Annotated in this window: 10 protein-coding genes; 5 read left to right on the forward strand and 5 right to left on the reverse strand. The window is 41.9% G+C overall.

Going from position 1 to position 20,776, the window contains the following annotated elements:
- The first annotated feature begins 154 nt into the window (after positions 1-154).
- The 3 genes from HC733_RS03975 (at position 155) to HC733_RS03985 (ending at position 5,884) form a co-directional block, all read left to right on the forward strand.
- Complete coding sequence (locus HC733_RS03975; protein ID WP_190363749.1) at positions 155-3,214, forward strand: hypothetical protein; 3,060 nt, start codon at positions 155-157, stop codon at positions 3,212-3,214.
- Between the two features lie 589 nt (positions 3,215-3,803).
- Positions 3,804-4,484: a translesion DNA synthesis-associated protein ImuA gene (gene imuA, locus HC733_RS03980; RefSeq protein WP_190363750.1), complete on the forward strand. Its 681-nt coding sequence runs from the start codon at positions 3,804-3,806 to the stop codon at positions 4,482-4,484.
- Entirely contained in the window at positions 4,481-5,884 is a 1,404-nt protein-coding gene (locus tag HC733_RS03985) for a Y-family DNA polymerase (protein ID WP_190363751.1), read from the forward strand. The genes imuA and HC733_RS03985 overlap by 4 nt, the downstream gene beginning before the upstream one ends.
- A 92-nt stretch (positions 5,885-5,976) precedes the next feature.
- Here the strand turns inward: HC733_RS03985 and HC733_RS03990 are convergent, their stop codons facing one another.
- The 3 genes from HC733_RS03990 to HC733_RS04000 form a co-directional block, all read right to left on the reverse strand.
- Positions 5,977-6,717 (reverse strand): polysaccharide deacetylase family protein, encoded by a 741-nt coding sequence (locus tag HC733_RS03990; RefSeq protein ID WP_190363752.1) that lies wholly within the window; start codon positions 6,715-6,717, stop codon positions 5,977-5,979.
- A complete protein-coding gene (locus tag HC733_RS03995; RefSeq protein WP_190363753.1) occupies positions 6,714-7,619 on the reverse strand; it encodes a hypothetical protein in 906 nt (301 codons plus the stop codon). The genes HC733_RS03990 and HC733_RS03995 overlap by 4 nt, the downstream gene beginning before the upstream one ends.
- A gap of 324 nt (positions 7,620-7,943) precedes the next feature.
- Complete coding sequence (locus HC733_RS04000) at positions 7,944-10,472, reverse strand: TonB-dependent receptor (RefSeq protein ID WP_190363754.1); 2,529 nt, start codon at positions 10,470-10,472, stop codon at positions 7,944-7,946.
- Between the two features lie 259 nt (positions 10,473-10,731).
- On the opposite strand from HC733_RS04000, the gene HC733_RS04005 reads away from it, so the two are divergent.
- Together HC733_RS04005 and HC733_RS04010 are read left to right on the forward strand one after the other, a co-directional pair.
- Complete coding sequence (locus HC733_RS04005) at positions 10,732-13,815, forward strand: error-prone DNA polymerase (RefSeq protein ID WP_190363768.1); 3,084 nt, start codon at positions 10,732-10,734, stop codon at positions 13,813-13,815.
- A gap of 373 nt (positions 13,816-14,188) precedes the next feature.
- Positions 14,189-16,852 (forward strand): TonB-dependent receptor plug domain-containing protein, encoded by a 2,664-nt coding sequence (locus HC733_RS04010; protein WP_190363755.1) that lies wholly within the window; start codon positions 14,189-14,191, stop codon positions 16,850-16,852.
- 211 nt (positions 16,853-17,063) lie between these two features.
- Here HC733_RS04010 and HC733_RS04015 read toward each other — a convergent pair whose 3' ends face one another.
- Positions 17,064-19,532, reverse strand: a complete 2,469-nt coding sequence (locus HC733_RS04015) for an L-tyrosine/L-tryptophan isonitrile synthase family protein (RefSeq protein WP_190363756.1) — start codon at positions 19,530-19,532, stop codon at positions 17,064-17,066.
- Positions 19,525-20,505 (reverse strand): isocyanide synthase family protein, encoded by a 981-nt coding sequence (locus HC733_RS04020; protein ID WP_190363757.1) that lies wholly within the window; start codon positions 20,503-20,505, stop codon positions 19,525-19,527. The genes HC733_RS04015 and HC733_RS04020 overlap by 8 nt, the downstream gene beginning before the upstream one ends.
- Between the last annotated feature and the right edge of the window lie 271 nt (positions 20,506-20,776).

The raw sequence follows: 20,776 nt of genomic DNA on the forward strand, positions 1-20,776 counted from the left end.
CAAAAACCACAATAGGTTGTCACTAACCAGATATTTTTATGGCTCACACGTACCTGTTTTGATATTATCCGCCACTTTGCATAATGATGTTCTATCAGGCAGGTTGCACAGTATCAACTTGTTAAAAAATACAAGCAAGGAGTCGTAAGTTCGCATGAGAGTTCTTTTATTTATTAGTGTTATTTTTATGAGTATCAAAGTGTTCGCATTGGGGTCTCCTTATTTGAGTATTAATCGCTATTCCATTGAAAAAGGCGGAAGTGTTGACCTAAGTTGGAGCGCGCCTAGCGGTGCTATTAAATATAACCTTTGGGTAACCAAGCCTGATGGTGCCAATGTTAACTTCAGAAGAGATTACACGAGCAATTCGTTTTACAGACAAAATATAAACTTTGTTGGTACTCATACGTTCTATGTTGAAGCGTGTTCAGCAAGCCAATGTTCCCGCTCTAACTCTGTTACATTGAGTGTATACGAGCCACCACCACCAGTTCCAGTGCCAAGCTATACGCAGGGTTTACATGTCAGCCGAGTAAACATAGGTTATGGTGACTCGGTCACGATAAGGTGGTCTGCACCTTCGAATATGAGTGGTCATGCGGTTTACTACGATGTGTATGTCACTAAGCCAGGCGCAGGAGGGGGGGCTTCGGAAAGTTTCTTGTGGATGGATAACACGACCACCACAACTGTAACAAGAAGCAATATCTACCGCAGGGGAACAACAACAATAGAAGTTAGAGCATGTAACCAATACAACCAGTGTGGACCTTATAGCAGCACGTCATACACGGTTAGCGGAGAGTTGCCACAGCCAAATTTCAGTGTCAATAAACGTCAAATTAATGAAGGCGAGAGTGTTTATGCTTCTTGGTCAAATCATGCCTATTACAATGAAGCTGTTACATATACGCTATATGATGGTAGTGTTCAAGTTGCCAGCGGCAGTGATTTAACTTCATTTAATTATACAATGAACAGTATTGGCGCTCATTATTTATCTATAGGGATGTGTAACAAATATGGTGAGTGCAATGATAGAACAAAGACCCTCACGCAAGTAAACGTGTTACCGACAATTGAAACATCACGCGTCAGTGCATTAGCGATAGATAAAAGCGAAATCAGCTATGGTGAAAGTGTTAATATCTCTTGGCAGAAACCTGCAGGTTATATCTCAGATAGCCAATTGGTTTATGATATTTATATCACTAAACCTAGTGCGAACCCTACGGAGCCGGAGGAGCGCTTCCTTTGGCAAGATAATTTATCTGAGACTCAGATCAGCAGAGGGCCTATCTATCGCCGCAATGAAACAAAAATAGAGGTCATTCCTTGCCTTGTCTCTGGTGGTTGTGGATTATCAGCAGCAGTTACCTATAACTTATCAGGTGATTCTTTACCTCAGCCGGAAGTATTCAAAACTACGGCAAGTAAAGGCTATATTGGGTTCCCAATTTCTTTTGATATTCGTATGCCGACCTTTTTCAAAGAGGCTGTAACTAACCAAGTATGGGTAAAATACCCGGGAGCCAGCCAATTTAGCCATTTTGACACAGACTCTAGATTAACCACTGAGGGGGAATACTCTTTTCAATTAGAAGTGTGTACGGTTTACACGCCCAAAGTGTGTAATAAGAAACAAGAAACAGAATTTAAGCTCAACGTGACACCGTTAAAAGTAGAAGCGTTAACCGTAGATAAGGCAACTATTGAACTTGGCCAGCATGTTAATATATCGTGGCAAAAACCGATAGGTCTGAGTGAGCAATTCACTTACGATGTATTTATCACCAAACCACTGGCAACGGGCAGCGATGAGACAGAATCGTTACTTTGGCATGATAATATAACGGAAACACACGCTAATAGAGGGCCTAACTACCGATTCGGCAAAACAGTTGTAGAAGTTCAGCCTTGTACACTAAGTGGTGTATGTGGAAATAAAACGCGTGTTGAATATGTAGTTAGTGATGGCAATTTACCAGAACCTGTCTCATTTTCGGCGGATAAAAATCTTTATTATCAAGCTCAATGGCCCGAGTTTAGCTGGGAAATGCCTGAATTTTATAAAGAGAATTTTACTGCTAGTATTTGGGTGAAAAAGCCAGGTACTAGCACGCTGGTAAAATATACTCCTCAAACTGCTCTCAATGATGTTGGTGCGTACACTTTCTATCTAGAAGTGTGTGATACTCTACCGACACCCACCTGTAGCGTTAAGAGCAATACCTGGACAACTGTTTCGGTAACTGATGATGAATCTGCGCTCACAGTATCTGGGTTAGAGGTTGATAAACCAACCATCAAATTTGGTGAAATGGTTAATATTTCGTGGCACAAACCAAAAGGTATTACGGCGCCGATGAGTTATAATATTTATGTAACCAAGCCAGATGTATATGACGGTGGGCCGAGTGAGACTTTCCTTTGGCAAGGGAACTATGCGGGAACGCAGATTCAACGAGGGCCAAACTTTAGAGTGGGTGGAGCCATTATTATTGAAGTTGAGCCATGCTTTTTGAACGGTCGCTGTGGGTCGAAAGTTTCAACGAGTTACAAAGTATCAGACACGGCACTACCTGCTGTAACATTTGCTGCGCTTCCTGAACATTTAATTCTTGAGCAAAATGTAGTGCTTACTTGGCAGATCCATGAATTTTTTAAAGAACATACTACGTATTCATTATATGTAAAAGAACCTGGAAACAGTCAATTGCAGTTGCTGGGTGAGTTTGATTCTAGAGTCCAAACACTAGACAAAGATTATATGTTCACAACGGCGGGAACCTATCAATTCTATGTTAAAGCATGTCTTAGTGGGGATAATAGCGCTATATGTAGTGACTTAGATTCGTCTGAGATGACAGTGACGGTGAGAGATGAACAATTTGCACTCTCTTTACACGAAAAAGTTATAAGCTGGAATACCATTAATGGTGTTAGTAAAATTGAACTACAAAGAGCTCAATGTGAGTCAAGAGCCACTTGTAATGAATCACAAGTGAATGACTGGGTAACTATTGAGGGGATAGGAAATACGACACGCTATACTATTTCCCAAGAACTTGAAGGGAATTATTTGTACCGTGGTAGAGCGTGTTTTACCGAGAATAGCTGTACTCAGTGGAGCTATGTATCAGACATGAAGCCTAAAGGTGTTATCTATATTCATACTGATTTGTTAGGTAACCCTGTTGCTGAAACTCAGTAATTAAGCTGGCCCAATTCCTTGATTAAGGCGTTGGGTCATTCCTTCATACATATTTAGGCTATAAATTCCTTACAATCATTTTTCAGAGGCTGATGAGATTGACGCTCCAAAATCGACGTCAGAGTGCCAAACTGATTTAATAGCAACAGAGTTCATAGGAGCCCCATCTGAAAAGAGTTAGTACATTGTTCATTGTTGACCTCGCAAAAAATGTATTTCAATTGTTTATATAACTCAGGGTATCCCACACTAGAGATGGTTGACCTTAAAATTAAGCTTGACCAACACAGTGTTCGTATCATCGCTCCTAACTGCCCAGATGTTATTGTCTACTCCCCCGTTAGTGATACACCTCTAAAACTAGAGTTTTCCAATTTAGCTCGGTAAGCTGCAGGTGGCAGGTCACCTAGGCTTTCATGTGTGCGTTCTTCGTAAATGCTCTTATTATGCTTAAAAATACATTCGACAGCCTAACTGATTGCTTTCACAGCATGTCGATTTCAAGTTAAGAGTAGCCTTAGTTTGATCTTGCAGTTTATGCATAAATAATTATACTGTTTAAATATACAGTATTTTGTTTTTGGTGTGTATGAGCGAGATAATTGATTTACTGCAGCATCGCCAATGGCTATGGCAAGGGTGTGAGCAGACTCAATCCTTTGAGCGCGTGAGTACAGGTATTAATTTACTTGATGAACAGCTACATGGCGGCTTACCTCAACAAGGGGTGGTTGAAATACAATCGCCAAGTGGTATTGGCGAGTTACAGCTTTGGTTGCCTTATTTGCAAGCAAAAAAAGACTTAACCGTATTTATTAATCCACCGGCTCATGTTAATGCGCATCAGTTATATCATTTGGGTTTTGATAATAAACAGCTGTTACTCATTCAACCAACATCCGCCAAAGAAGCGCTTTGGGCCAGTGAGCAATGCTTAAAAAGTCATGCCTGTAGTAGTGTATTATTGTGGCACAACACATTAGCAATATCGCAAGCAAAGCGATTGCAGCTTGCCTCAGAGCAAGGCGGAGCCTCATTGTTTTTATTCCGCTCTATTAATGAACAACATTTTTCATTACCTGTAGCGTTATGCTTAGAATTATCAGCCCATAAACAGGGTATGGCAGTCAAAATCAAAAAACAAAAAGGGGGCTGGCCTAAAAGTACCTTTGTACTTAATTTAGCTGATTATTGGCCTCAATTGGCGCCTGCACCTATAGAAAGCAATAATGTGATGCCTTTTCCATCTGCATTTCGGATAGCTAAATGACGTTATGGCTATATATTCACTTTGAGCACTTGCAGTTAGATAGTTTGCTTTCAGAGCAAAGTAATCTTGCTATTGTAGTGGTAAATAGCCATACAAATCAGGTTATGCAGGCGTCTCATCGCGCATTACAAGCAGGTATTAAGCTGGAGATGGGATTAGCCAGTGCTGCGAGTTTGTGTGAAAACTTGCAGGTAGTTGCCTATGATGCGTTTTTAGAGAACGCGAAATTAGAAGAAATCGCAAGCTGGCTGTACTTAGTGACGGCCGATATCAGTTTGTTTCCACCCAATGGCGTCGTGCTAAAGGTTACTAACATGTTGTCTTTGTACAAAAGCTTAGATAGCTACTGGCAACATGTTCAAAATCATTTAGCTGATCTAAAGCTCAGCTATCGCTTTGCAACGGGTTACTCGGTGCTTGGTGCAAAATTACTTGCGCAGGGTAACAAAAACCTTGTTACTGATAATATTCAAGCATTAATGCAAGAGATTAAAACCTTTAATTTACAAAGCACAGAGTTGTCTCAAAGTACATGTGAAAAGTTACAGCGAGTGCGTATAACAACAGTGGCGCAATTACTGGATATCCCTATTGCAGATTTAGCCAAACGATTTGATATTGAACTGGTGCAATATATAGGGCGCCTTAAGGGCGAGTTGCAGCATCCGTTAACTTATTATGTTCCTGCTTTGGTGTTTTCTCGCCAGTTAACTCTGCTCTATGAACTTGAAAACTTACAGTGGTTAGCAAAACCATTGGATAAGTTGTTACAGCAACTTGAGTTGTTTTTAAGGCGTCGGAATAAACTTGCCATGCAAATTATTTTAGAGTTGCAATTAAGGGACGAACAGCCAATTTTGCTGCAAGTGGCAACAGCGCAAGGTGAAGGCTCTGCACAAGCTTGGCAATCACTTCTAGAGTTAAAGCTTTCTAATATTAATTTGTCGGCACCAGTGCAAGCTATCACATTATCGGTAAAAGATTTTTTGGATAATCGATATGAGAGTCAGTCTTTTTTTGAGCAAACAAGCGGTGGAATAAACGCCGCGGAGTTGATTGCAAGACTGCAGGCTAAATTAGGTGAACAGACGGTATCTGGTTTTGAAGTTTATGCTGATCTTCGGCCTGAGCGCTCATTTTTTACAAGTCAGCCTTTACCTGAGAGCGCTAAGTTACAGCGCAGACCAAAGCAGCAAAGACCAAGTATGTTGTTGCCCTATGCCGTTCCTTTACAAGAGAAAATAAGCATTTACTGGGGCCCTGAAAGGGTATGTACTGGCTGGTGGGATAATTATATTGTTGAGCGAGATTATTATATTGCTCGCAATGAGCAAGGTCAGTGGTTATGGGTTTACAAAGAGTCATCACAACGCTGGTTTGTACACGGGTTGTTTTGCTAGGTACTTTTGCTCTGAGTGCATAGGGTTACAATATTCAACTGGAGGTGTTAAATGACATCCTGTTATTTAACACCTCCAAAAGGAAGACTATTTTATGACTTATGCACTCTTCGGTCTTCGTAGGCACTAAAGCTCTTTTGATAAAAACGCAGTGGCCACGTGTGATAAGGGATAAACACTCTAGGCAAGGTGAACAAATCAGAACAAGTACCATCGTAGTTAGCTCTGCCACGGATAGTTGTTGTGGCTGTTTTGTAACTGGCGGCTTTCACTTGCTCGATATTCTTGTGGTTAAAGTGACCATACGGGTAGCAAAAGTCTGATACTTCAGTTTGAAACATGTTTTCAAGAGCCAGCTTGCAACCAACGATTTCTTCATAGGCATCTGGTTCACTGATTTTGTCCAAATGCACGTGGTTTTTAGTATGTGCGCCGATATCTTGTCCATAGTTAAGCCATTGTTTTATTTCTTGCTCATTCATCAATGGATTTGAGTCTATGTTTTTATGCTTATCCCAAATATTGTGTTGTCCAATTAGATCACTCACAACGTATAACGTGGAGCTAAAACCTAGACGCTGTAGCAATGGGGCTGCATGGGTTAAATTGTTTAGGTACCCATCATCAAAGGTTAGTCCTACCACTTTGCCTTGCTTTTCACCGCGAAGGTAAGGAGCCAACTGCTTCATACTCAGTGCTTTGTAGCCAAGTAACTTAAGCATTTTCATGTGGTTACAAAAACGTTTAGGAGGAACATGTATACTGCGCAGCACTGTGCCTTTTTTCTTTATTGCTAAGCTGTGATACATCAAAATGGGAATAGCTTGGGTCATATTACTTTCGTTCTTGAAGTTGCTTTAGGTGACTGAGTGAGTTTAGCGAACTTTTCTGATAAAAATGCCGCTAACGTTCTACGCAATCGAAGTTTAGGATAATACTGTAATTGAGTGTCAAATTCATAGTGTCCGTAATTGGCAAAAAACGCATCAATATTCGTTTGAGCAAAAGACTTTCTGCCTTTATGAGAATAATGATGTACATCATTTTTTCCTTCAATCAACGCCCCCTCATTGCCTAGCACTTGTGACATGGCAAATTGTTCTACTGTTCTTACCGTCGGTGCCCACTGATGTAAAGCAACCAAAAGTTGATCGGCTTTATCTATTAGCGTACGTTTGCTGGCGGTAATGCCGACCATGAGCGAGCCCCACATATGGTATTGGTGTGATATTTGATAGCTCACGTCCCCTTCAAGTTTAATAGGGGATTGATAGGACTCTCTATATTCGGTAAATTGTTTTTTTGTCAATGGTCCTTCATCCAAAAACATTAATGATAGATTGACGTTGATTTTATCAAACAATTCATTGATATCTTTAGTGAAATAAGTGTCAGTATCTAACGCTAGAATTTTGTCATTGGCACCAAGGTGTAAATTGTCAATCGCATGAGCGAGAGCTCGGTTTTTAATTCGATAATGGTAGCGGTTATTTAGTGACCAATCGAGCTTTAAAGTTGGTGTAATAGTAAAATGTGTCACTGGGTAGTTGGCAAAAAAGTCGGGCTTTTCGCTGACAACAACGACTTCAAGTTGATGACTATTTTTACAATGATGAAGCACCGACAGAATGCTGGTTTTTACTCCTTGGTAATAGAGTAAGTCATCTCCATATGCGACATACAGCAACACCTGTCTTAATTGACTGTGTTGCCTTTCCTTATATTGACTTGACATGGTTATTTGGTTCCTTTTCCTGATCCTTAAATTAGCCCATATATTTTTGACAAAAAAATGACTACTGAAGTGATAAGAGGGCTAACTCTGTGAATAAGCGCTTAGTAGCGCGGCAGAATTTTAAAACTTTGGTATGTATAAAAGTATTTATAAAACGTAAAAAAGTGTAGGGTATAAAAAAGGTACAAAGGAAGCCGCAATCGAATGAGAGTTATTGGTTAAAAGTTAATATGTCTTAAAATACGTTGCTGTTAGCAAGTAGCTGTAGGGTTGTTTGCTAAGTGATTTGGCAGCAGCGTTTTGACGCTACTGCCATTCGCTCGGTTAGAAGCTAAAGGTAACTTTAGCGTAGTAAGTCATGCCATCAAAACCATACGGTAGGGCACGCAGTGGATAACGCATTGCGCCGTTAGTGATAAAGTTAAGCACTTCATCTTCGCCAAGTTCGTCGGGTGTTTCATCAAATAGGTTGTCGATACCGGCAGAGATATTGATGTTATCGTTAAGCTGATAGCCCACGTTTACATCAACCAAAACAGCAGACTCAACCACACTGGTATCTTGCCAGTCATTGGTTGGTGATAGGAAATCAGGTAACACAATGTGTTTACCAGCAAAGTAACTCACTTCAGTTTTACCAAAGTAGTTAAATCTAAGCAATGAGCTCCATTTGTCTTGCTGATAATCAAAAGTAAGCGTAGCACGCTCTTGCGGCTGTCCGTGAGTTAAGAAAGAGCGTCTTTGCTCATCAAGTACGATACTTTCAGGAATACCTTGTGGCGCATTTACTTTATCGATCTCAGTCTTATTTTTGTTTGCAGCAAACGTAATATCAAGCGCGCCGCTTGCAACATCTACAGAATATGACGCGATTAAATCAACCCCTTTGGTAGTGGAGTCAAGCGAGTTTGAGAAGAAGTTACCTTGCACCGCTCCCGTTGCATTGAGTGCCGCATTGGCAGCTGGGAAGTTTTCAAGCTCGTCGCTGTTCACGCCAATAAAGCTACCTAGATTGATACGGTCATAAATCTTGATTTGATAAAAATCTAACGTAACAGACAAATCATTACTCACATCCCAAGCAAAACCTAAGTTGTAGTTATCGGATGATTCTAGTTTAAGTCCATCAACGCCTAGCGCTGCTGGGAATGGAGAACCCGCTGTAGCGGTGTAAGAGGTTGCTAATGAGCCATCGCCACCTAAAGTAGTAGTAAATGCGGTATAGCCAGATTGCTGCAAAGACGGGGCTCTAAAGCCTGTAGAAGCCGCTGCACGTACAGCAAAGTCTTCGGTAACTTCATAGCGAGTTGCAAGCTTCCAAATGGTGTCATCATTAGAGTTCGACACGTCTTCATAACGAAGCGCAGCGCTGACTAGCCAATCTTCATTTAACAGGGTTTCAGCTTCGATATAAATTGCATGGCTTGAGCGGTCAGCTTTGTTTGCTGCATCCGGTCTAAGCCCTTGATAAGCTTGAAAGCCACAGTCGGCAAATACATCTGGATTGATAACCGATGGGAATGAGCTATCGGCATTAGCTGTACCACATGCATAAGAGGCTATTTCACCCGGTACAATTTCGTAGTTCTCTTTACGATACTCGGCACCAATTGACAAATAAATGGGCTCACCACCTGCAACATCAATAATGCCATTGATATCTAAGTTTGTGGTCCATTGGTCGAATCTGAAACCACCCGAATAGCCCCCTTTAGGGCCTGCATTGTTAGCAATATCTTGTGCGGAAGCATTGGGGTTTTGGGCTAAATACTGGGCAGCATACGACGCATTGATGGTGTTTGATGACGAATAATCATATTGGTTTTCACCATACACACTGGAGAAGTCAAAATTCCAATCTGGGCTAATTTCACCTTTAAAACCAACTGCAAAAGATAAGTCTTCTGCTTCATTATCGATTCTCGGTAAAAAACCGTCTGGGTAGACTTGCGGTACGTTTCGTTCCGCGCGGTTGAAGTCACGATAAAAACCGTTACCAAATGCTGTACGATTCGAAAAACCAGCAAATGAGTAAAGCTCATTTTTACCCATAGGTAAGGCTGCGTTATAAAACAGCGAAATAAATTCACTATCTGAGTTACCTTGTCGCCAGCGAACGTCTTGTGATAACTCTCCAGGCTCAACAGTTGAAGAGCCACCAGTATCACGTTGCGCTCGGTTTGTACCATCGGCATCACGGTATTCTAGAGAGAAGTTGATAAAGCCGCCTTCGTTGCCAATATCAAAACCGCGGTTTAAACCAAGTGAGTAAGTGTCGCCATCACCTTCACCTGTTGAACCAGCTTGTACAAAACCGGTAGTAACACCGGTGCTGTCGTTCAGCGATAAGTTGATAACCCCAGCAATGGCGTCTGAGCCATAACGAGCTGCAGCACCATCTCTTAATATCTCAACATTTTTTAGTGCCATTAACGGGATAGAGTTCATGTCAGTACCCGCAGCGCCAGCGCCGACTGTACCAGATAAACCAAAAATGGCTTGTGTGTGACGGCGCTTACCATTGATAAGCACAAGCGTTTGATCTGGTTGTAAGCCTCTTAATGTTGCAGGGCGAAATAAATCTGATCCATCGGAGACTTGTGTACGGCTAAAGTTAAAAGAGGGCGCGATAGACTGCAAGCTTTGCCCAAGTTCAGTAAAGCCACCTTTGTTTAGCTGATCGGTGTCGAGTATGTCAATCGGAGAGGTCGACTCAGTGGCTGTTCGGTTAGAAACTTTTGACCCCAATACCGAGATCGTTTCGATGTTTTTATCATTGGCTTGCTGTGCCATAGCCGCAGAACTGGCTAACAGTGCCAGCGCTATTGGAGAGAGTTTAATAGATCCTGTCATAACTTTTTACTACTCTGTTGATGTTATAATGTAATCGTTTTTAAGTAGGCCAGAAAGTGGCATAAAAAAAATGCCAATGCAATGATTTTGTTGTGAAAAACGATAAGCCATTAGTCATATAAAATACTAATGAGTTTAAGATTGAGCTTTTAATCAATAACATAACGCTTATTTGCGATTGGTCATTTGGAAGGGATATTTGATCTTTCCAGTAAAACCTAGGATACTGTTTGAATGTACAGTATTTGCTTTTAGTCATATGCGTTACGCCGAATTATTTTGTCAAAGTAACTTCTCGTTTTTACAAGGCGCGTCACATCCTGAAGAGCTGGTAAAGCAAGCCGATTTTTTAGCTTACGATGCCATCGCTATTTGTGATGAGTGTTCGGTTGCGGGGGTGGTACGAGCCCATCGCGCTATAAAAGAAAATCAGCTGTCGGTAAAACTCATTGTCGGGAGTGTGTTTGAGTATCAAACATTAAAGTTTGTGCTTTTATGCCCCAATCGACAAGCCTATGCTGAACTTTGCCGCGTTATTAGTAATGCTCGAAAGCGCTGCGAAAAAGGTAAATATGAGTTGGACTTATGGGATCTGATGTCGATAAAACATTGCTTAATTATTTGGTTACCAACTTTAGGGGCGCAGGATAATCATTGGGGAATGTGGTTGAAGCAATATCACCCCCAGCGAGTTTGGCTTGGTTTACAACGACATTTATTAAACAACGATAGGGCTTACATCTCGCACTGTGAGCAACTTGCAAAACAGTATGACTTACCAATTACCGCCTGTGGTGGAGTACTAATGCATGTTGGGGAGCGGCAAAAGCTACAGCATACTTTAACTGCTATTCGCTATAACTGTGCGGTGAGCGAATTAGGCGAAATGTTAATCTCAAATACAGAGCGCTCACTGCGTAGTAAAGCAAAGTTAAGTAAATTGTTTAAGCCTCAGTGGCTAAACGCCACTTTTGAGATTGCAAGTCGATGTACATTTGATTTAGATAGCTTGCAATATGAGTACCCAAGTGAGCTGGTGCCTAAAGGTCACAGTGCTATGAGTTATTTACGTTCCTTGGTTAAAAAGGGCGAGCAAAAGCGTTTTCCTGACGGGGTACCTGACGATATCGCCGCACTGATTGAAAAAGAATTGTCATTAATTGAGTCACTCAACTATCCGTATTTTTTCTTAACGATTCATGATGTGGTGATGTTTGCCAAGCGCCAAGGGATCTTGTATCAAGGGAGGGGATCAGCGGCTAACTCGGTGGTGTGTTATTGCTTAGAAATCACGGCGGTAGATCCACGGCAGATCTCAGTATTATTTGAGCGCTTCATTAGTCAAGAGCGCAATGAGCCCCCCGATATTGATGTGGACTTTGAACACCAACGTCGTGAAGAGGTGATCCAATACATTTATCACAAGTACGGTCGCGAGCGTGCTGCGCTGGCTGCAACGGTGATCACCTATCGCTTTAAAAGTGCAGTACGAGATGTGGGTAAGGCATTGGGTATGGATAGTACTCAGCTAGATTATTACATCAAGCAAGTTAATCGCCGCGACAAAGCGCTGTCGTGGCAAACACAGATCAGCGAATTGGGGCTTGATGCAAGCTCGTATCAGGGGCAACTGTTTATTGAACTAGTTAATGAAATATTAGGGTTTCCGCGACATTTATCTCAACATGTAGGTGGCTTTGTTATTTCGGCTGGTCCGCTGTATGAGCTAGTTCCGATAGAAAATGCAGCAATGGATGCACGAACCGTGATCCAGTGGGATAAAGATGACCTAGAAACCCTATCTTTGCTAAAAGTCGATATTTTGGCTTTGGGCATGCTAAGTGCAATTCGCAAGTCATTTGATTATATTCATCAGCACTTTAATTATACTTGGCGTATTGCTGATATAACCCGCTTAGGCGACGATCCGCAAGTGTATAAAATGCTGCAAAAGGCCGACACTGTAGGGGTGTTTCAAATTGAGTCGCGCGCACAAATGAGTATGCTGCCTAGGTTAAAGCCGAGTTGTTATTACGACCTAGTGATACAAATAGCCATTGTACGACCTGGGCCTATACAAGGTGGCATGGTGCATCCGTTTTTACAGCGCAGAAGTGGTACTGAGCAAATTAGCTATCCATCGGAGCAAGTTAAATCGGTACTTGCTCGCACACTAGGTGTGCCGATTTTTCAAGAGCAAGTGATTAAGCTGGCAATGGTCGCTGCAGGTTTTAGTGGCGGCGAAGCCGATAAATTACGTCGAGCTATGGCATCGTGGAAAAAAACCGGCGAACTTATGCAATTTAAAAGCAAGTTGCTCGATGGTATGCAGCAAAGGGGTTATTCACAAAGCTATGCAGAGCAAATATTTGCACAGATCTGCGGATTTGGTGAATATGGCTTTCCTGAAAGCCATTCTGCGTCATTTGCAGTACTTGCTTATAGCTCTGCGTGGCTAAAGTATTATTTTCCTGCCTTTTTTTACACGGCATTGTTGAATAGCTTACCGATGGGCTTTTACAGTGCATCGCAATTATGCCAAGACGCCCAGCGTCATGGGGTGGCGATTTTGCCTGTATGTATCAATCATTCTAATTATGATCATGAGGTCATTGAGCAACACGGCACGTTTGCTATCCGCTTGGGTTTTAGGCTAGTAAAAGGCCTTAGTAGCGACACAATTAAAACTCTGCTTGCACAGAGACCTCAACAAGGCTACGTCAATATTGAACAGATACGCATGTTTGGTGTAAGTAGTACGAGTTTAGAGAAACTGGCATCGGCTAATGCGCTATCTTGTTTTGCTGGTGGTCGTTATAGCGCCCGCTGGCAAATTATGGATAAAGAGAGCGAACTGCCACTGTTTAGCTATGTTAAGGATGGCGATGATATTCAAGAGGAAATGGCGCCATTTGGCGAAGGAGAAGCACTAGATAACACTCTAGAAGATTATGCTGCGACGGGTCTTACTCTTAATAAACATCCGATCACACTGCTAGATGAAGCAAATCGTTTAGGGCGCTTTACTCGTCAGGTTGAGCTTGCGCATATCAAGAACCAACAGTTAGTTACAGTAATAGGGCTGGTCACTGGCAAACAAGCGCCGGGTACTGCTGCTGGTGTCACCTTTTTTACCCTTGAAGATGATACGGGCAATATTAATGTAGTGGTGTGGACGGCAACCGCTAGAGCACAAAAACAAGCTTATTTAAGTGCCAAAATACTAGAGGTGAAAGGTGTATTAGAGCGCAGTGGCGAAGTGGTTCATGTTATTGCTGGTAGGCTACTGGATCGCAGCGACTTGTTATTAACGCTTAAACCTCGCTCTAGAGAGTTCCATTAGCATGGAATGCTTATTTATTGTGTTTGTGTAAACAGTTGTCTTGCAGAGATATTATGCTTGGATTTATGCACGACGGTATCAACCACTCGCATTAAGGTACACCAGCGTTTTAGAAACCAAATGTAACACTTTTATAGCAAAAATTTTTTATGAAAGTAGACTCTGAAAACGTCCATAATTGTACCTTTTATGGGGTTTTTAGGTTAATAACTTGTTGATTTGAATATTTTATTTTCACAAAACTTGTGCTTATAGCAGTGATAGCGATAAAAAATGTAAGAAAAGTGGCGAATTGTGCGTTGCGAAAATATGTGGTAGAACAATACAGGTTAATTAAAACAATAACTTACACTACAACAGGGAAACGCAAACAATGAAACCAATATTTGCATTAAGTGCATTGTCAGCAGCAATGTTACTAGGTCAAACCCAATCAGCTGTAGCGGCGGATGAAAAAGTAGAACGCATTGAAGTTACCGGTTCACACATCAAACGCACTGACATGGAAGGGCCTTCACCAATCCAATCAATTTCAGCAGGTGATTTAGCAGCTACAGGTTCTACAGACTTGATAGGTGCACTACAAAAACTACCGGTATCAGGTGCTGGTACATTTAGTACTCAAGGTAACTCAAGTGATGACACCGCCAACGGTGGGTCGAGTGTGGCACTCAGAGGCTTAGGTGCATCATCTACATTAGTATTAATCAACGGTCGTCGTGTTGCAGTAAGCCCATTTGCAAAAGACATCGAAACTTCTTTCGTTGACTTAAATACTATTCCAGTTTCGTCAGTTAAACGTATCGACATTCTAAAAGATGGTGCATCAGCAACCTATGGCTCTGATGCAGTAGCAGGTGTAATCAACATTATCTTGCGTAATGATATTGACGGCTTTGAAGTGTCGGGCAAAGTATCTGATACCGCTGATGGTGGTGGTGAAGAGCAAAACTTTACTGTGTTATGGGGCTCGTCGACCGATAAAGGGCAACATAACTTTGCGCTCGATTACTTCAAACGTGGCGATGTATTTTATGGTGACAGAGACTACACAGCCACTGCAGATCAGCGCTTTAGAGGTGGTAACAATTCTTTAAGCTCATCAGGTTTCCCTGGCAGTGTAGAAGTTGTTAGAAGCATGCTAACAGACGAGCAGTGGGCAAGACTTCCTGTAACAGGCACCGCTGATGATGGCACCCCAATCAGACAGACTATTTTTGCCGATGTATGGGGCAACGATAAATGTCCTGAGAATATGATCATTGGCGATATCTGCCGTTATGACTATGCACCTCACATGACGTTAATTCCTTCAACTGAGCGTTTCAGCTTTAGCTATAACGGCGTTCAAGAACTTGCCGATGGCGTTGAAGGTTTTGCGGAATTTGCAGCGCAACACGCATCAACATTCATTCAAGGTGCTGGCAGCCCAAGCTTTACCGAGCTAACAATGAGCGGTGATAATCCAAATCACCCTCTAGCGACTGACCCAACGCACTTCTTACATGGTGTTGATATTTCAATGCGTCGTCGTACCGTTGATATTGGTAACCGTAAAAAAGACGTAGATTCAGAGTACTATCGTGGTGTTTTAGGTGCACGTGGTAACTACAAAGATTGGGATTGGGAAATTGCTTATTCAACAATTCGCTCAAGCGCAGTTGAAAAAGGCTTTGATGGTTTCCCTAATAAGATCCGTGCACAACAAGCGATTGATATGGGTTTATGGAACCCGTTTGAACCAAGCACTAACACAGCGCAAGGGCTAGCATACTTTGAGACTACAACAACGCGTTATGGTGCATCAACCATGCAATCACTCGACGGTACCATTTCTGGTGAGTTGTTTGAGCTAGGTGCGGGCTATGTATCAGCGGCATTTGGTTTTGAAACTCGCCGTGAAAAAATCGAAGATAACCCAGATAGCCAGTACATCCGTGGTGAAATTTTTGGTACAGAAGCAACGCAAGCCAATGGTGACAGAGATAACACGGCAGTGTTTGCTGAGTTCAGCGTACCAGTGCTAGACACGTTAGAGCTACAACTTGCTGTACGTCATGAAGATTACAGTGATTTTGGTACCACGACCGACCCTAAAATTGCATTTCGCTGGGCGCCCATTGATTCGTTAGTTATTCGTGGTTCTTGGGGTACTGCATTTAGAGCACCATCACTGGTACAGCTACATTTAGGCCGCACTGATGAGTCTCCATCAGTTATCGATAAAGAGCGTTGTCGTCAAACAGGCGCCGAGGCAGATTGTGAACCAACAGAATACACAGCAATTGTTGCGGGTAACAAAAAGCTTAAGCCAGAAGAGTCTGAAAACTACAACCTAGGTGTTGTATGGCAGGCAACTGACGACTTTAGCATTGGCGTTGATTACTGGAACTACGACCAAGAAGATCTCATTAAGAAGATTGGTGCACAGAAGCTAGTTGATTGCTGTGGTACCGATCCTAACTTAGTTGTTCGTGCGCCAAGCCAAGGTAGTACACTAGGTCGTATTTTGACTATCAACGACACATTCGTAAACATTGGTGGTCGTGAAACAGATGGTTTTGATGTTAACTTAGCGTATGCACTGACTACACAAAATATGGGTGAATTTAAGTTTAGCTATAACTTAACTTATGCCCTGAACTTTGAAGAGCAATCTTTCCAAAGTGATGACCAAGGTAACACAAGCACTGTACGTGAAGACCTAAACGGTGAGCATGAGCATCCACAATACCGTTGGACTGCGGGTGTTGACTGGGCAAATAATGACTGGTTAGCAACATTCAATGTTAACTTCATTGACTCGTACAACGACTTAGCAGATAGCGCAGGTAAGAAGTTTAAGATTGAATCTTGGACAACTTACGATGCAACACTAAGCTATATCGGCTTTAAAGACTTAACATTAACGTTAGGTGCAGCAAACCTGTTTAATGAAGAAGCGCCACTTGTGCCTTCTGACGCTATGGGTATTGATGCTAAAACGCACACAACACTTGGTCGCCAAGCTTACTTTAAGTTTGACTACAAGTTCTAATCAGTTTGAAAAATTGATTTAGATAAAAGCCCTGCGCAAGTCGCGGGGCTTTTTTATGGCGCATTACTAAAGACATCCACCTTAATTTACATGTTGGGGTGGTTTGTGAAAAATTACAGAGCACTTATGAAGCAAATCATAAGCGCTCTTTGAGTAAAGTAACTCGGTTATATCAGTGCAAGCTACTCAATTATCATTTTGATTTTTAAACTTAATATACTTGTACGCGCCACAGCTCTCGTTGCATCGACGCTTCACTCATAGCCGCGCGTCCATGTAAGGTGTAGTAGTTATCTATAATGACCAAATCTCCCGCTTGCCACTCATATTCCACAAGACAGCGAGGGTCGTATGCTACGTCATGAGCATCGCGTATTGCCGCATTAAATTCTGCCTGTGGCATATCTGAGTTACTCAGTGTGAATGTCTGCATTGCCAACTGAGACCCTTCTTGATAGCGAAATATATCGTCGCCCGTCACAGGATGAGTGTAAACCAAAGGGTAGGTATGAGGTGAGCCGCCATAATAGGTCATTTTTGTGTTGTAGGTTACATCAAGCGCTCGCCATTGTTCAACTTTATCTTGCCCAGCAATTTTCAGTGCGCAGCGACTGTCTACAAGCAAGGTTTGGCCTTCGCCTTTGGCGGGTGGTGTTTTGCAATACAACATAAAAGTATGTGCTGTAAATCTTGGGTTTTCGATAACTTCAGGTGTGTTTGCTGGCAGCATACTTAAATCCCAATGTAGCGGTGTCTTTTCGGTGGACATCACATAACCGGTGGGGTTTTCCTCTGGTTTTACCACTTTTACAGGACCAAAGTTCCAATGATATAGTTGACCATAAGGTTCGCAGAACTTCACCAGATCTTGTGGTTCAAATAAGTTAACTTGTTTCAAAACAACAAAGCCGAACTCCTGTGATAGGCTTTGTAAAAACTCAGACGATAATTGCTCATAACATGTGCCTGATTTTTTGGTGATTTTCAAACCAATTTTGGGTGTTTTAATGAGCTCAAAATCAAACTGTTCGGCATTATTATTCGCAACCTCTAGATATAACCACTTGTGGCCTTGGTAATACACTGGCACAACAAGTGATTCAAGTGCGATAGCGTGGGGCAACTGTACATACTCACCAGATAACTTGCGAACGGGCACGGTATGCCAAGGAGAAGTGCTTTGCTGCTGATGTTTAGTCAAAGCGAAAGTAAATTTAGGCCCGGCATTGTCATACTGATGAACAGACAAACGAATATGATTTGGAAACGCTTTTTCTATACCATAAGAGAGCGCTTTGCCTCTAAACATCATGGTATAGGCTTTGTCGCAAATCGACTGCAAGTATTGGTCTCTATCTGCTTCGGCCATAGGTTCAAGGTTAATATCATGGTACAAGTAACTACACAGTTTATCGTGAGTGCTTGAAAGCGCCTGATTACTTTGTACTTCTTTAGCAAACTTATTAAACGCGTTTTTACCGAGCCCTAGTTGCGCCACCAATTGTTCGCGCAATGTGTTTGAGCACTCAGCATCATCTTGTGTGTTGACAAGTGATTGCAAGTCGGCCCATTGAATATGCTCAGTGATAGTTAATTGGCGTAATGCGTTTTTGTAATGCTCTTTTTGTTCATCAGTAACCTGTACAATATCATTAAATGTTGTGCCATCACTTAAAATAGTGAGCTTACAACCGGGTTTATATACTTGCTTAATTTGTGCGCAAATTTCATCTAGTCGCTCAATTGCAATTACTTCGCCATAATCGGGCATGACAGAAAACGACTTATCTTTTTGATTTGGAGACTTACACGGGAATCCCGGTAAAATCATTTCAATGGGAAGCGATTCCTCAACAAAATAGGCAAGTTGAGTTGCTAACAGGGCTCGCCCAGTTGTTGCAAACTTATCGCCTTCAACGCGAACTAAATAGCGCTCAATGATATTCAATAGGGTATCGTGTAATGACTGCTCTTGTTGTATTTGTGTTTGTGGTTGCTTTTTAATTGCTATGTCAAACTGGGACATGTTCATTCCTTTTAATTTTTCATTCACTAGATTGCCAAGCTGTGTTATTTCGCTGATCTGTAATATAAGAGGGTTAGGTAATTCGCTGATATTACCGTAACCCCAAGCCACCCATACTGGCGTTACACCTGCTGCCAAAGCCGTGTTTATGTCGATAGATGTATCACCAATAAACAAGGTCTGTGATGGATGAAGGTTTAATCTATCCAACACAGTGAGGGTAGAGGTTGGATCTGGCTTTTTAGCAAATTGACTGTTTGCACCTACAATGGCGTCAAATTCAATATCATCGAATAGAGTTTTCAAGACAACTTGCGCATGGGATTGGTGCTTATTGGTCACGACCAAAACTTTAAGCCCAAGAGCTTTAAAATCACGCAAAGCCTGATGCACACCTTGATAAGGACTCGTATGTTGGCAAAGACGTGTTTGATATTCTTCTAAATAATGCTTGTACACTGTGTCGACAGATAAGTGTTCGGGGCATAAATGCTCGACCATATCGCGAGAGCCCCCTCCGATATATTGACGGTATACCGGCTCACCAAGGCGCTCTAAACCAAAGTGAGCAAGTGTGCGGTCCATGGCATAGGCAATATCTTTGAGGGTATCGACTAAGGTGCCATCTAAGTCAAAAATCAGCGCTTTAAGCACGTTGCTCTCCTAGCTCTTGAACAAACTGAGGTTGATAATGACAAGGCTTGCCTTGGTTGAATATCAATCGATACCGATTTTCGTCGACTAAACTTCTACGCTTTAATTGCACTTCGCCATCTACTCTTACTGCAACTGAGTGCCAAGGCGTTCGCCAGCTATCTTCTGCTCGACCGAGTTGGATACCAATTTTTTTAGATACTCTAAATTGAGGGTGTATGGATAAGCGAACAGCATTCGGAAACTTATCTTCAAGTAAAGCACTCCATGCATTACTGCGCTGGATCACTCTCAAAGATGTTTGTTTAGCGAGCTTTTGGATTTGTGTTTTACTTGATTGCGCGAATTCGCTAAGCCCGCAATAGTCTTCAAAAAGAAAGCGCGTGATCCCCGTATACATCGACTTTGTAGCAGGGTCAGTTTTAGCGCATGCAGTCAAAGTAATAAGCGACTCACCATACATGATCATCAGCTCTTCTCGCATTGACGATAAGCACTTCAACTGTGTAAATGCGTCCTTAATATCAAAAAAATCAAAGTGTTGTGGGTAATGCTCTGAATAATAGGCAATGACTTGATCGGTGTAAGCTTGTACGTTTTCATCTGGAATGCGTACTAGATCTGAAAACACATAGCCATCAGAGCATATAATGAGCTTGGCACCAAAAGAATAAACGGTGGAAATTTCTTCACACAGTTCATTAAGCAAGTCAATTGAATGCATCTCTGCTAAGTCTGGTAAATAGCTGAGTGTTTTATCACGATTTGGCGACTTACCGGGATAGGCGGGTAAAATCATAGTGATAGGTTGTTGTTGTTCAATTAAGTTTTTTACAATAGCTACATGGTGTGCGGTTTCTTGCTCATCAAAATGTTCAAACTCATGCAACAAAGGTGCTTCGCTTGCAACTAACTTACGCCTTGCGAAAATAAGCGAAACTATATTTTTTGCAAGCTTAGTGACATGGTCCATATATCCTCCCAGAAATAACCATTTTGTGCACTCGCATCACGGCATTGCTGAGCGTGTGCGCCCAAGCAAAGGATTCAACACCTAGATGAAACAATGGCGAAATCACTATGTGAAGTGAAGGTGCACAATAAACTTGGACCGATAATAGCCTGAGGGATCCCCATAAATAATCATTTAAATTCAAACACATCACTAACATCCAAATTTTGCCAATTCAAGTCAGTGATGGTTTTCTTAAAATGCCGGAGCCCCGCCATATAGTCTTGCTTAT

The organism is Pseudoalteromonas sp. S16_S37 (assembly GCF_014694405.1).
Classification (GTDB): domain Bacteria; phylum Pseudomonadota; class Gammaproteobacteria; order Enterobacterales; family Alteromonadaceae; genus Pseudoalteromonas.